The sequence below is a fragment of the Frigoribacterium sp. VKM Ac-2859 genome (assembly GCF_013204925.1).
In the GTDB taxonomy this organism is placed as follows: Bacteria; Actinomycetota; Actinomycetes; order Actinomycetales; family Microbacteriaceae; genus Frigoribacterium.
In genome coordinates, this window is sequence record NZ_JABMLC010000002.1 from 547,098 (window position 1) to 560,035 (window position 12,938).

The window sequence follows — 12,938 nt, forward strand, 5'->3', positions numbered from 1 at the left end:
GCGGTCGTCGCAGGCTCCGCTCCACAGGGAGGACTGCTGCACCTCGCCGGGAAACGCATCCTGATCGATGCGCACGGCGAGCGCACACGAGCGCTCGCCCCGGGGGCTGGCGCCCGCGCCCGTTCCGTCGCACACTGGTGCCCAGCGAACGAGAGGACTCGTCATGAGCGACACCGTGGTCGATCAGTACATCGCAGGGTTCCCGCCCGAGAGACGCGAAGCGCTCGAGCGGGTGAGGCGGGCCATCCACGCCGGCTGCACCGGCGGCGTCGAGAGCCTGCGGTACGGCATGCCGGCCATCCGCTTCGAGGACGGGCAGACGCTCTACTTCGCGGCCTGGACGCGCCACCTCGGCATCTACCCCGTGCCCCGGTTCGACGAAGCCCTCGAAGGCGACGTCTCCCCTCACCGACGCGCCAAGGACACCGTCGCCTTCGGCTGGGGCCGCCCCGTCCCCGACCAGCTGGTCGAGCGGATCAGCCGCGCGATCGCGTGCGGCGCGGCGACGATCGTGGACGCGCCTCCCCCGGCGTTCGCCGTCACCCGCTGACGGGTCCCCCGCAGCCCGCCGACGGGCCCCCGCACTCCGCCGACGATCCGGACGAGTGGTCGCCGATCGTCCTCCGCCACGATGGCGGGCACGATCCGCGGTCACTCGTCCGCTGCGTCCGGGCCCGTACCCCGAACGCGCCGCGTCGGCGGAGGCGGCCCGGCGTAGCGTCCAGGGCACCCCCGAACCAGAGAGGACCCCGCATGACCCGCGACCAGTACACCTTCTCCGACCCGCGCACGCTCTACCCCACGATCAGCCCCGAGGTGCAGCACCAGGACGAGCCCGGCCTGCAGTCGCAGATGACGCCCGTCCCCGACCTCGGCGAGGAGACCTACCGCGGTACGGGACGCCTGCAGGGGCGCAAGGCCCTCATCACGGGTGCCGACTCGGGCATCGGCGCCGCCGTCGCGATCGCCTACGCCCGCGAGGGTGCCGACGTCGCCCTGAACTACCTGCCGAGCGAACAGTCCGACGCCGACCACGTCATCGCGCTCGTCGAGGCCGCGGGGCAGAAGGCCGTGGCCCTCCCCGGGGACCTGACCAGCGCCTCCTTCTGTCGCGAACTGGTGCAGAAGGCGGTCGACGGACTCGGCGGCCTCGACGCCGTCGTCAACGTCGCCGGCAAGCAGGTCTGGCACGAGGACATCGCCGACATCACCGACGAGCAGTTCGACCTGACCTTCCGCACCAACGTCTACGCCCCGTTCTGGATCGTCAAGGCCGCCGTGCCGCACCTCGCCCCCGGCTCGACGATCATCAACACCGCCTCGGCCGAGGCCCACACGCCCGCGCCCGACCGCCTCGACTACGCCGCCACCAAGGGTGCGGTCAACAACCTGTCGAAGGGCATGGCGCAGCAGCTCATCACGAAGGGCATCCGCGTCAACGTCGTCGCGCCCGGCCCGACCTGGACCGTGCTGCAGGTGACCGACGGCGTCGACCCCGAGTCGCTGCCCGAGTTCGGCTCGAGCGAGGCCCCGCTCGGTCGCGCCGGCCAGCCCGCCGAGCAGGCCCCGGCCTACGTGTTCCTCGCCTCGGCCGAGTCGAGCTTCGTCTCGGGCGAGACGCTCAACGTCAACGGCGGCATGGTCTCGCCGTAGCCCGACCGACGACGGAACCGAGGAGGCGCGGGTCGCCTGCACCGCGCCTCCTCGGCTCCTCGGGTGACCGGCCCCCGGCGGCTCAGGCGGGCAGCGCCGCCGCGAGGTACGGCGCCGTGCGACTACCGGTCGCCCCGGCCACCTGTTCGGGAGTCCCGACGGCGAGCACGCGCCCACCGGCGTCCCCTCCGCCGGGACCCAGGTCGATGACGTGGTCGGACGCCGCCACGACGCCCATGTGGTGCTCCACCACGACGACCGTGTTGCCCGCGTCGACGAGCAGCTGCAACTGGGTGACGAGCAGCTCGACGTCGGCGGGGTGCAGGCCCGTCGTGGGCTCGTCGAGCAGATAGAGCGTGTGGCCCGAGCGTGCCCGCTGCAGTTCGGTCGCGAGCTTGATGCGCTGCGCCTCGCCGCCCGAGAGTTCGGTGGCCGGCTGACCGAGTCGCAGGTAGCCGAGCCCGACCTGCCGCAACGTCTCGAGGGCCCGGGAGGCGCTGGTCACCTCGGCGAGGAACGTCGCCGCCTCGTCGACCGTCATCGCGAGCACGTCCGCCACGGTCGCGCCGTGCCACGTGACCTCGAGCGTCTCGGCGTTGTAGCGGGCTCCGTGGCACTCGGGGCACGGCGAGTAGCTGCCGGGCAGGAAGAGCAGCTCGACCGAGACGAACCCCTCGCCCTGGCAGACCTCGCAGCGGCCCCCGGCGACGTTGAACGAGAAGCGTCCGGCGCCGTACCCCCGGGCCCGTGCCTCGTCGGTCGCGGCGAAGGCCTGGCGCACCGCGTCGAACAGGCCCGTGTACGTCGCGAGGTTCGACCGCGGAGTCCGGCCGATCGGCTTCTGGTCGACCTGCACGACGCGGTCGACCCGCTCGTGGCTCGTCGCCGTCTCGGCCAGCACGCCGCCGACCAGCGTCGACTTGCCCGAGCCCGACACCCCCGTGACCGCGGTCAGCACGCCCAGCGGCAGGTCGACGTCGACGCCGTCGAGGTTGTGCCGGGTGACGCCACGCAGTTCGAGGGTGGCGGTCGGTTCGCGGCGGACGGGCGACCCGCCCTGGGCGCGACCGTCGGCGGAGGGGTCGAGGAACCGCCTCGTGACGGAGTCGGCGACCCCGGCGAGCCCGGCGACGGGCCCGCTGTAGAGCACCGCGCCTCCTTGGCTGCCGGCCCCCGGGCCGACGTCGACGACCCAGTCGGCGCGACGCACGATGCTCATGTCGTGCTCGACGACGAACACCGAGTTGCCGCTCGCCCGCAGCCGCTCGAGCACCTCGACGAGGGACTCGGCGTCGGCGGGGTGCAGGCCGGCGCTCGGCTCGTCGAGCACGTAGACGACGCCGAACAGGCCCGAGCGCAGCTGCGTCGCGATGCGGAGCCGCTGCATCTCGCCCGGCGACAGGGTCGGCGTCGCACGGCCGAGGCTGAGGTAGCCGAGCCCGAGGTCGGCGAGCACGGTCGTCCGGGCCAGCAGGTCGGAGGCGATGCGGACGGCGACCTCGGTGACCTCGCCCGACGACGCGTTCGACACCGCCGCCGACGCACTCGTCAGGGTCGCCGTCGGCCGCAGGACGTCGCCCAACTCGGCGATCGGCAGGGCGTTGAGCTCGGCGATCGTCCGGCCGGCGAAGGTCACGGCGAGCGCCGCCCGGGTCAGGCCGCTGCCACCGCAGAGCGAGCAGGGACCGCTCTCGACGTACTGCAGGACCTTGGTCCGCTGGGTCTCGCTCTGCGAGTCGGCGAGGGTGTGCAGGACGAAGGCGCGGGCGCTCCAGAAGCGGCCCTTGTACGGCTTGGCGACGCGGTCGCGCTGGGGGGTCACCTCGACGACGGGCTGCTCCTCGGTGAAGAGCAGCCAGTCGCGATCGGCCTGCGGCAGGTCACGCCAGGGGCGGTCGATGTCGTAGCCGAGCACGCTCGTGACGTCGCGGAGGTTCTTGCCCTGCCAGGCTCCCGGCCAGGCGGTGATCGCGCCGTCGCGGATGCTCAGGTCGGGGTCGTGGACGGCGGACGCCTCGGTCACCTCGTGCGCGATGCCGAGCCCGTGGCAGCGCGGGCAGGCCCCCGCGACCGTGTTCGGCGAGAACGAGTCGGACTCGAGCCGGTCGGCCCCCGCGGGGTAGCTGCCGGCCCGCGAGTAGAGCATCCGCATCGAGTTCGACAGGGTGGTCAGGGTGCCGACGGTCGACCGCGAGCTCGGGGCGCCGCGGCGCTGCTGCAGGGCGACGGCCGGGGGCAGGCCGGTGATCTCGTCGACGTGCGGGGCGCCGCCCTGGGCGATCAGCCGCCGCGCGTAGGGGGCGACGGACTCGAAGAAGCGGCGCTGCGCCTCGGCGAAGATCGTGCCGAAGGCCAGCGACGACTTGCCAGAGCCCGAGACGCCGGTGAACGCGACGATGCTGTCGCGCGGGACGTCGACGTCGACCGCGCGCAGGTTGTTCTCGCGGGCGCCGCGGACGCGGACGAAACCGCGGGCGTGGACGTCGGCGGGGGTGTCGGCGGGGGCGTCGGCGGGCACGTCGGGCACATCGGGAGGGGCGGTGTCGGGCATCCGGTCGATGCTACGGGTGTCCGACGGACTCGGCCCGGGTGCCGGTGGCCCGTCGGGGTGCCGGTGCGGCGTCGGCGGGGTGTCGGCGGGGTGTCGGCGGGCTGCGGGGCTGCGGGGCTGCGGGCCGAGTGTCGGTGGCCCGTCGTAGCGTGTGCGCGTGCCCGAGCCGATCGCCGCCTGGTGGGCGCGACGCCGGTCGTCGCGCGGCCTCGCCGTGCCCTACCCCGTGGGCAGCTACCGCGAGGCCTGGGCGTCGTACCCGGTGCTCGTGCGGCAGTACCGGCCCGAACACAACGGCGGCATCGTGCTCAGCCAGATCCCGCCCGCGGCCGACGTGTGGCTGTGCTGGCTCTGCGACGCGGGCCACGTCTTCGTCGCCACCCCCAACGAACAGCGGCACCGGCCCGGGCGCGAGCGTCGGCGGTCGTCGTGGTGCCCCGAGTGCAGCGAGCTCGCCGCTCCGCGCGCCCTGCCGATGAGACCGCCGATGGCACCGGCGGCGGCGGTCCGCGCACAGGCCGAGGGCATGCCAGCGCAGGGCGCGAGCGCACCGGGCCAGGCCCGGCCGGCACCGGGCAATGCCGGGACGGCGTCCGGCCAGGCCTGGGCGGCCCAGACGGCAGGAGGCGCGGTGCCGGCGGCCACGTCACCCCCGCCCCGGCGTCGCCGCGGCTCGAGCACGGGTCTGCCGTCGACGACGCCGCGCGCGGAGGCGAGCCGCAGTCCCGAGCCCTCCCGCGCCTCCCCCACCTCGCCGCCGGTCAGCGACATCCGCACCGAGCATGCCTCCCCGTCCACCGGCGCCTCCCGCACCGAACGCGCCTCCCCGCCCATCAGCGGCTCCCGCACCGAGCGCGCCTCCCTGCCCATCAGCACCTCCCTCACCGAACGCGCGTCCCGGCCGGCCCGCGCCCCTCGGCCGACCCGCGCCTCCCGGCCGGTGTGCGACAAGACGCCGGCCCTGCCGACCGGTACGCCCTTCGTCAGCGCGTGTGCCCCCAAGCCGGCGTCGGCGGTCGAGGCCGAGCTGCGAGCCGGACTGACGGCCCGGCTCGAGTTCGAGCCCGGTCTGAACGCGGTGCGGGTCGGGCGTCCCTTCTTCGACCACGTCGAGGTGTGGCCCGACATCGTGCTGAGCGAGCTGCGGGTCGCGATCGAGTACGACTCGACCGGGCGGCACGGGCTCGAGCACGTCGGGCACCGCGAGACCGCCGACCGCCGCAAGGACGCCGCGCTGCGGGCCGCCGGCTGGGAGGTCGTACGGCTCCGGACCGGAAAGCTGCCCCCGCTCGGCCCCCACGACCTGCAACTCTCGGGGCTGACGCGGCAGACGGTGCCCCTGCTGCTCGACGAGCTGCGTGCCATCCGCGGCCCGCTGCTCGTCGACGCCTACCTGCGCCGCTGAGTCCGGCGCGCCCCCGGCAGGGCCGGGCGGGCGGGCGGGCGGGACCACGACACCGCACCGCGTTTCGTGCACGGCACCCGATCTCGTCGCGGTGCGCTGCACGAAACACGGTGCGACGTTCAGAACGTGGTGTGACGCGACCCCCAGGCCAGGCGGGCCAGGCGGGCCAGGCGGGCCAGGCGGGCTCAGCCGCGGAGGGCCAGCGCCTCGCTGCGCCAGCGGGCGTAGCGCTGCCACGGGTCGTCGATGCCCTCGGCGAGCGCCGCGACATGGGCGTCGAGCTCGGCACTCCGGGCGAACCATTCGGTGCGACCGAACCGGGACGCCGCGAACTGGCCGTGCCGTCGTCGCTCGACCAGGCGGTCGCCACGCTCGAAGGCCAGGAGTTCGTCGTGCCAGAGCGTTCCCAGTCGCTGTCGGGGATTCGACGAGGTGCCGATCTTGATGCGGTCCTCGAAGCGGATGTAGTAGACGACGTCGACCCGCACGACCCCGAGCTCGCCGTCGGGCACGTCGCCCTGACGCCACTCGCAGACGGCGCAGAGCCACCCCGACGGCCAGTGCACGCCGAGCCGCGACCCGCAGGCGAGGCAGGGGGACGGCAGCAAGTCGGTCACGCCCTCGCCCGAACCCTCGAGCGAAGCCACCCAGTCGACGGCGAGCGCGAGGTGCCGGTCGCAGAGCGGCACAGGTGACGACGGATCGACCGGACGACCGCAGGAGTCGACGACGAGCCGACCCGTGCCTCCTCGGCAGGTGTCGTCCGGTCGGGGCGTCGGGTTGGTCACCCCCGCAGGCTAGGTGCGGCCACCGACACCCGGCCGGGCCCGGCTCAATCGTGCTCGTGGTCGATGCGCAGCCCGAGCGGGTGCGGCCCGAGCAGCAGCCAGACCGCACCGGCACCGAGCGGGAAGAGGACGGCGGCGACCGTCCAGACCGTGCGCTCGAGCTGCGTCGTGTCGGCACGCCGTCGGACGGCACGCACGATGCTGACGACGATCACGAGGTACACGACCGCCACGACGATCGCCACCACCGCCGGACCCCAGTCACCCCATGTGCTCATCCACCCAGCCTAGGGTGCGGCCCTCAGCCCGCCTCAGTGACCGCTGAGCCGCGCCAGCACCTCGTCGTAGCGCCCCTCGGCCTCGGCGTTGCGCAGGAACTTGACCCGCTCGACCAGGATCTCGTGGGCGTCGGGCTGTGCCTCGAGCAGCGCCATGGTCTCGTCGAGGTACTCGTCGAGCGGCATGGCCGACGGGTCGTCCTGCTGGCCGAGCAGGGTGGTCTGCACGGCCGGCGGCACGAGTTCGACGACCTGGACGCTCGTGCCGGCGAGCTGCACGCGGATGCCCTCGCTGAACGAGTGGATCGCCGCCTTGGTCGCGTTGTAGGTCGGCGTGATCGGCAGCGGCACGCTCGCGAGCCCGGACGACACGGTCACGATCGATGCCGCCGGCCGTGACTGCAGGAACGACGTCCACGCGGCGATCAGGCGGATCGGCCCGAGCAGGTTCGTCGTGACGATCGCCTCGGCGGTCGGGAGGAACTCCCCTGTCGTGACGTCCTCGGTCTGCATGATGCCGGCCATCGCGACCACGACGTTGGTCTCGGGCCAGCGGCGTTGCACCTCGGCCGAGACGTCGACGACGGCCTGCGGGTCGGTGGTGTCCAGCTCGACGGCCTCGAGGCCCGGGTGGTCGCGGACGATCTGGTCGAGCAGGGCCCGGCGTCGGCCCGCCACGACGACGGTGTTGCCGGCGGCCTGCAGGCGCAGGGCGAGGCCCAGGCCGATGCCGGACGTGGCTCCGGGGATGAACACGGTGTTGCCGCTGATCTTCACGGTTGCTCCTTCGGGTGTGCCGCGCTCGGCGCGGCCGGTGGTCGTCGCCGCGCCGAGGGTGGTCGGGGCGACGACCCCACTCTGACCCGGGGAGGCGCGAGGCGGCAGAGAGCGCTCGTCCAGGGATCGCCACTCCCTGGTCGGCGAGCGACGGGGCTGACAGCATGGGGCGATGGACCGCGCCGAACTCGCCGACTTCCTCCGCCACCGCCGCGAGGCGCTGCGGCCGTCCGACGTCGGGCTGCCCGAGGGCGTGCGTCGGCGAACCGCGGGACTGCGTCGTGAAGAGGTGGCGGGGCTCGTCGGCATGTCGACCGACTACTACGCGCGGCTCGAGCAGCAGCGCGGCCCCCAACCGTCCGAGCAGATGCTGGTCGCGCTCACCCGGGCGCTGCGGCTGAGCCTCGACGAGCGCGACCATCTCTACCGCCTGACCGGTCACCACCCGCCGCGCCGCACACGCGGCGGCGACCACGTCAGTCCCGCCCTGCTGCGGGTGCTCGACCGTCTGGACGACACCCCCGCGCTCGTCCTCAGCGACCTGGCCGAGACGCTCGCGCAGAACCGGCTCGCGGTCGCCCTGCTCGGCGACCAGATGAGGCACGAGGGTCTCGACCGCAGCGCGTTCCACCGGTGGTTCACCGACCCGGCCGAGCGCGCCTCCTACCCGGTCGAGGACCACGCGCACCAGCTCGAGCTGCAGGCGTCCGGGCTGCGGGCGGCGCTCAGCCTGGCGGGCGGCCGCGGGCGACCGCGCGAACTGGTGGAGGCGCTGCTCGCCTCGAGCGACGAGTTCGCGACGATCTGGAGCCGTCACGCGGTCCACCAACGTTTCGACGACCGCAAGACGCTGTTGCATCCCGAGCTCGGCCGCATCGAGGTGGACTGCCAGGCCCTCTTCACCGAGGACCAGTCGCAGACGCTCCTCGTGCTGACGGCGACGCCCGGGTCCGACGACGACGCCAAGCTGCGCTTGCTCGACGTGATCGGCATCGGGCGGTTCGCCGAACACGAGTGAGGGCGAGGGGCGACCGTCAGACACCCGCAGCCGCACACTGGCAGCCGCCCGCACCCACACCCGCACCCGCACCCGCACCCGCACCCGCGAAGATGGATGCACCCACGACGACGTGACCCCGAGGAGAACGCATGTCCCCGCAGACCCCGAGCACCCCGAGCACCCCGAGCACCCCGAGCTTCCCCGCTTCGACGGCCGTCCCGTTGCGGGGCGGGCCGGTCCTCCGCTGGGGCGTGATCGGCCCGGGCGAGATCGCCGGCGACTTCACCGACGCCCTACACGCGCACACCGACCAGCGCGTGGTCGCCGTGGCCTCGCGCAGCCTCGACCGGGCCGAAGCGTTCGCCCGCGCCCACGGCGTCGACAACGCCCACGGGGACGCGGAGGCGCTGGTCGCCTCCCCCGACGTCGACGTCGTCTACGTGGCCACGCCCCACACCCGGCACCTGCCGGACGCCCTGACCGCGATCCGCGCCGGGAAGCACGTCCTGATCGAGAAGCCGATGGCGACCAGCACCGCCGAAGCCGACGAGATCGTGGCCGCGGCGAACGCCGCGGGGGTCCTCGCGATGGAAGCGCTGTGGACGCGCTACCTGCCGCACACCACCGTCATCGCCGAACTGCTCGCCGAGGGGGCGATCGGAGACGTGCGACTGGCGACCGCCGACGTCGCCTGGGCGAACGACCTCTCGGCCGGCGGACGCATGACGGACCCGGCCCTCGGCGGCGGCGCCCTGCTCGACATCGGCGTCTACGCCTTCTGGTTCACCCAGTTCGCCACCGGTCACCCCGTCGAGTGGCACGCCACCGGCTCGACCCGGGCCGACGGCGTCGACCTCGACGCGGCCGTCGTCACCCGCACGGCCGACGGGGTGCTGGCCACCGCGGCGACCAGCCTGCTCACGACCTCGCCCGGACTCGGCACGATCTCGGGCACGACCGGCTCGATCCGCACCCTGCAGAACCTGGTCTTCCCCGCGACGTTCGAGCTGACCACGGGCCGCGGCAAGGCCGTCTGGAGCGACCCGTCCGTCCCGACCGGCCGCCAGGGCTTGGCCTACCAGGCGACGGCCCTGGCGTCCTACGTCGATGCCGGGCTGCGCGACTCGCCTCTGCACTCGCTGGCCGACTCGAGGTCGCTGCTCGCGACGATCGAGGCGACCCGCGCCTCCTTGACCGTCGTCTGACCCCGGCGAGACATCACGACGTGTGGCTCAGGTCCAGGGTGGAGCGGCACGTCGGACCTCTCGGCCACCCGTGCCCGGGCCCGGGACATAGCTCAACTCGCGACCGGGGGCACCGACGCGACGGCGATGTCATGGCCGTCCGCGGCACGGATCTCGACGGACGCCACGTCGGGCCGCAGCACGGCGGCGTTCAACCGACAGTCGACGCGCACGTCCGACCCGAGGAACGCACCGGACTCGTACTCACGCCCGTCGCCCCCGACCACCACGACCGTGAACGCCGAGCCCGTCGGCAGGCCGTCGATGCTGAGGACGGTCTCGGTGCCCCAGGTGTGGGCGACGAGGTCCCCGTCCAGGTCGACCCCGGCCGGCTGACCGACGAAGTCCACGTGCTCGACGGCGCCGAGGGTCCCGGCCGGGCCGGCCACCACCGTGTCGCGAGGCATCGCGAGCAGGACTCCGCCCCCGGCCCCGATCGCCAGGCATGCGGCGGCGGCGACGGCGATCAGCAGCGGGCGACGGCCCCGGCCCGAGCGGGCGGTGGCGACGTGCGGACCGATGCGCGGGAGCGTCGGGTCGTCCCCCGTCGTGCCGGCGCCGGACAGGGCGCCGGCATCGGAGGCGGTGCCGACGTCGGAAGCGGTACCGACGCCCGAGGCGGTGCCGACGCCCGAGGCGGTGCCGACGCCCGGGGTGATGCCGGCATCGGTCGCCCGCCCGGCGGCCGGGTCGTCTCCGGCCCGTGCGACGGCGTCGATGCGCTCGCGGAGTCCGTCGCTCGGGGCGACCTCGTCCCAACGACCGAAGTCCGAGAGCCCTCCGACGACGACGCCCAGCGCCGCCAACTCGGCGTCGATCGACGGGTCGGCGGCCCGCAACGCGTCGAACTCGACGCGTTCGCCCGGCGAGAGGTCGTCCGCGAGCGCCGCGGCCGTCAACTCGTCACGACGGGCGTCGGCGCCCCCGACACCGTCGGCGCCCCCGCCGTCCCCGGCACCGGCACCGGCACCGGCACCGGCCCCCACCCCTGGCGTGCGGTCAGTCATCGGTCGTCTCCTGGTCGTCGAGGTGGGTGCGGAGGGCACGCAGCGCGTGGAACACGCGGGTGCGGAGGGTCGCGACGGGCACGCCCGTGCGCTCGGAGACCTCGCGGTAGCTCAGGCCCTCGAGGTGGACGGCCACCACGGCCGCCCGGTGGTCGTCGCTCAGGCGGGCGAGCCCCTCGGCCATGCCCAGGTGCTCGAGCGGGTCGGCGACGGTCGCCACGGGGTCGGGGGCGTGCTCGAGCGGCACGACCGACGGCGTGCGCGTGCGTGCCCGGTACACGTCGAGCACGACGCGGCGTTCGATCGCGAACAGCCAGGTGCGGACGCTGCCACGGTCGGCGTCGAACGAGTCGCGGGCGCGCCAGGCACGCACGAAGGTCTCTTGCACGCAGTCCTCGGCGAGCGCCCGGTCGCGGAGGGCGTTGACGGCGAAACCGAGCAGCGACGAGCCGTGTTCGACGAACGCGGCCCGGACGTCGAGACCGGACGACCCCTCGCTCATCGGGCTCCGATCTGCGACGCGGCCCGGGACGGGCCCCGCGCGACCCATGACGGCGATCATCCGTCTGCCCTCCAGCCTATCCACGCCGTTCGCGGATGCCGACGGGGTCTACGTCCGCTGCGCCTCCGGCGTTCACCGCACCGTCGAGAAAACTTTCTCGGCACCTGGTGAACGCATCGAGGCCCGACGACGTAGGCCCTGTCGAGCGGCACCCGCCCGGGCGCCGCCCCGTCGAGAGGACCCGGAGCATGCCGAAGATGACGCGCACGACCAAGAAGACCGCCATCCGCACCCTGACGATCGGTGGCGCCGCCGCCACCGCCGTCACCCTGTTCGGCGTGACGCCCGCGTTCGCCGAGACCGAGGTGCCCGAGCCCGCGACCTTCACCAGCGCCTACACGGTCATGGCGACGCCCGACCAGGTGATCAACAACGACGGGGTCGCCACCCCGGGCGAGGCCGGTGCCACGGGCACGTTCGACTTCCGCGTCAACAGCGACACCGAGGTGATCTGCTACGACATCACCCTGCGCGGCGTCACGGGCGAGTACCAGAGCCCGGCGAAGACCGCGACGCACATCCACGAGGCCGCGAAGGGCCAGGCCGGCCCGCCGCGCATCTCGTTCCCGAACCCGGTCGACCGCGGTGACGGCACGCGCACGAGCAGCGGCTGCCTGCAGGGGCCCTTCACGACCGGCGTCATGAGCGCCGCCGGGGCCGACACGGGCACCGGCTTCAGCCTGAAGCAGCTCGAGGCGAACCCGGCCGGCTTCACGGGCGACTCGCACACGGCCACGTTCGCGGCCGGCGTCGTCCGCGGCCAGCTGACGCAGGTGCCCGTCGGGGGCGTCGACACCGGACTCGGAGGCGCGGCCGCCGAGAGCGCGTCGGCCGGCGGTCTCGGCCTCGCGGCCGGTGGCGCCGGGGCCCTCGCCCTGCTCGGTGCGGGTGCGTACGTCCTGACCCGTCGTCAGCGCGCGGCCCGGGCCTGACGTGCTCCGCTCCCTCCGCCCGGTGGTCGTCGTCGGCGTCGTGCTGGCCCTCGCCGGGTGCGCGTCACCCGGGGTGGTCGCACCGACGGTGACGCCGGCCCCGGGGGCGGGGGCGAGCCCCTCGACGACCGCGGCTCCGTCGGCGACGGGCACCGCACCTCCTGCGGTGGGCGGGGTCGACGGCAGCGGCGGGGTCGACGGCAGCGGCGAGGTGGTCGGCGAGGGCGTCGCTCCGGCGGCCGTCTCGGTGCCGGCCATCGGGCTGGACGCCCCGCTGATCGATCTCGGCATCGCCGACGACGGTGCCATGGAGGTACCGGTGGACGCGGACGACGTCGGGTGGTTCACCGGCGGGGGCCGACCCGGCGGGAGCGGGCCGACCGTGATCGCCGCCCACGTCGACTCGGCGTCGGGCCCCGCGGTCTTCGCCCGCCTCGACGAACTCGTCGTCGGCGACCGGGTCGACGTGACCACGGTCGACGGGGACGTCGTCGGCTACGCCGTCACCGAGGTCGTCGACGCGCCGAAGGCGGAGTTCCCGACCGCCCGGGTCTTCGGGGCGCAGCCGACCGACCAGCTGCGGCTGATCACCTGCGGCGGCGTCTTCGACCGCGGCTCGGGCCACTACGACCAGAACCGGATCGTCTTCGCCGAGCCGGTGGCCTGAGCCCGGCACCCGTCGCCCGCCGCCCGGGCACGCGGACACGCCGGCACGCCACGACGTGCCGTGCCGTGCCGGCT

The 12,938-nt window shown here is 74.3% G+C and carries 13 protein-coding genes; 7 read left to right on the forward strand and 6 right to left on the reverse strand.

Going from position 1 to position 12,938, the window contains the following annotated elements; translation table 11 throughout:
- Window positions 1-163: 163 nt before the first annotated feature.
- Both HQQ78_RS10405 and HQQ78_RS10410 read left to right on the forward strand, forming a co-directional pair.
- Window positions 164-550, forward strand: a complete 387-nt coding sequence (locus HQQ78_RS10405; RefSeq protein ID WP_056042961.1) for an iron chaperone — start codon at window positions 164-166, stop codon at window positions 548-550.
- 203 nt (window positions 551-753) lie between these two features.
- On the forward strand, window positions 754-1,653 hold the full coding sequence (locus HQQ78_RS10410) for an SDR family oxidoreductase (RefSeq protein ID WP_056042968.1): 900 nt from the start codon (window positions 754-756) through the stop codon (window positions 1,651-1,653).
- Between the two features lie 82 nt (window positions 1,654-1,735).
- Here the strand turns inward: HQQ78_RS10410 and HQQ78_RS10415 are convergent, their stop codons facing one another.
- Window positions 1,736-4,204, reverse strand: a complete 2,469-nt coding sequence (locus HQQ78_RS10415) for an excinuclease ABC subunit UvrA (RefSeq protein WP_173153037.1) — start codon at window positions 4,202-4,204, stop codon at window positions 1,736-1,738.
- A 157-nt stretch (window positions 4,205-4,361) separates the two neighbouring features.
- On the opposite strand from HQQ78_RS10415, the gene HQQ78_RS10420 reads away from it, so the two are divergent.
- Window positions 4,362-5,609, forward strand: coding sequence for a hypothetical protein (locus HQQ78_RS10420; protein WP_173153039.1), 1,248 nt, complete (start codon window positions 4,362-4,364; stop codon window positions 5,607-5,609).
- A 185-nt stretch (window positions 5,610-5,794) separates the two neighbouring features.
- Here HQQ78_RS10420 and HQQ78_RS10425 read toward each other — a convergent pair whose 3' ends face one another.
- Genes HQQ78_RS10425 through HQQ78_RS10435 form a run of 3 tightly spaced genes read right to left on the reverse strand, consistent with a single transcriptional unit; the run spans window position 5,795 to window position 7,452 of the window.
- Window positions 5,795-6,397: a GIY-YIG nuclease family protein gene (locus HQQ78_RS10425; protein WP_371740470.1), complete on the reverse strand. Its 603-nt coding sequence runs from the start codon at window positions 6,395-6,397 to the stop codon at window positions 5,795-5,797.
- A 44-nt stretch (window positions 6,398-6,441) separates the two neighbouring features.
- Window positions 6,442-6,675, reverse strand: a complete 234-nt coding sequence (locus tag HQQ78_RS10430; protein WP_159827332.1) for a PLDc N-terminal domain-containing protein — start codon at window positions 6,673-6,675, stop codon at window positions 6,442-6,444.
- Between the two features lie 33 nt (window positions 6,676-6,708).
- Window positions 6,709-7,452, reverse strand: a complete 744-nt coding sequence (locus tag HQQ78_RS10435) for an SDR family oxidoreductase (protein WP_056042980.1) — start codon at window positions 7,450-7,452, stop codon at window positions 6,709-6,711.
- A 172-nt stretch (window positions 7,453-7,624) separates the two neighbouring features.
- On the opposite strand from HQQ78_RS10435, the gene HQQ78_RS10440 reads away from it, so the two are divergent.
- Window positions 7,625-8,470: a helix-turn-helix transcriptional regulator gene (locus HQQ78_RS10440; RefSeq protein WP_056042983.1), complete on the forward strand. Its 846-nt coding sequence runs from the start codon at window positions 7,625-7,627 to the stop codon at window positions 8,468-8,470.
- Between the two features lie 131 nt (window positions 8,471-8,601).
- Window positions 8,602-9,657 (forward strand): Gfo/Idh/MocA family protein, encoded by a 1,056-nt coding sequence (locus HQQ78_RS10445; protein ID WP_173153041.1) that lies wholly within the window; start codon window positions 8,602-8,604, stop codon window positions 9,655-9,657.
- A 92-nt stretch (window positions 9,658-9,749) separates the two neighbouring features.
- Here the strand turns inward: HQQ78_RS10445 and HQQ78_RS10450 are convergent, their stop codons facing one another.
- Both HQQ78_RS10450 and HQQ78_RS10455 read right to left on the reverse strand, forming a co-directional pair.
- The gene (locus HQQ78_RS10450; RefSeq protein WP_173153043.1) at window positions 9,750-10,703 is read right to left on the reverse strand and encodes a hypothetical protein; all 954 of its coding nucleotides are present in this window, start codon (window positions 10,701-10,703) and stop codon (window positions 9,750-9,752) included.
- The gene (locus HQQ78_RS10455) at window positions 10,696-11,205 is read right to left on the reverse strand and encodes an RNA polymerase sigma factor (protein ID WP_254065151.1); all 510 of its coding nucleotides are present in this window, start codon (window positions 11,203-11,205) and stop codon (window positions 10,696-10,698) included. The genes HQQ78_RS10450 and HQQ78_RS10455 overlap by 8 nt, the downstream gene beginning before the upstream one ends.
- A 257-nt stretch (window positions 11,206-11,462) precedes the next feature.
- On the opposite strand from HQQ78_RS10455, the gene HQQ78_RS10460 reads away from it, so the two are divergent.
- The gene (locus HQQ78_RS10460) at window positions 11,463-12,197 is read left to right on the forward strand and encodes a CHRD domain-containing protein (protein ID WP_056044472.1); all 735 of its coding nucleotides are present in this window, start codon (window positions 11,463-11,465) and stop codon (window positions 12,195-12,197) included.
- Between the two features lies 1 nt (window position 12,198).
- Window positions 12,199-12,864, forward strand: coding sequence for a class F sortase (locus HQQ78_RS10465; protein ID WP_371740469.1), 666 nt, complete (start codon window positions 12,199-12,201; stop codon window positions 12,862-12,864).
- The last annotated feature ends 74 nt before the right edge of the window (window positions 12,865-12,938 follow it).

Coding starts and splice junctions, on each gene's coding strand:
- HQQ78_RS10405 (WP_056042961.1), top strand. CDS start 164: ATGAGCGACACCGTGGTCGATCAGTACATCGCAGGGTTCCCGCCCGAG.
- HQQ78_RS10410 (WP_056042968.1), top strand. CDS start 754: ATGACCCGCGACCAGTACACCTTCTCCGACCCGCGCACGCTCTACCCC.
- HQQ78_RS10415 (WP_173153037.1), bottom strand. CDS start 4,204: ATGCCCGACACCGCCCCTCCCGATGTGCCCGACGTGCCCGCCGACGCC.
- HQQ78_RS10430 (WP_159827332.1), bottom strand. CDS start 6,675: ATGAGCACATGGGGTGACTGGGGTCCGGCGGTGGTGGCGATCGTCGTG.
- HQQ78_RS10440 (WP_056042983.1), top strand. CDS start 7,625: ATGGACCGCGCCGAACTCGCCGACTTCCTCCGCCACCGCCGCGAGGCG.
- HQQ78_RS10445 (WP_173153041.1), top strand. CDS start 8,602: ATGTCCCCGCAGACCCCGAGCACCCCGAGCACCCCGAGCACCCCGAGC.
- HQQ78_RS10450 (WP_173153043.1), bottom strand. CDS start 10,703: ATGACTGACCGCACGCCAGGGGTGGGGGCCGGTGCCGGTGCCGGTGCC.
- HQQ78_RS10455 (WP_254065151.1), bottom strand. CDS start 11,205: ATGAGCGAGGGGTCGTCCGGTCTCGACGTCCGGGCCGCGTTCGTCGAA.
- HQQ78_RS10460 (WP_056044472.1), top strand. CDS start 11,463: ATGACGCGCACGACCAAGAAGACCGCCATCCGCACCCTGACGATCGGT.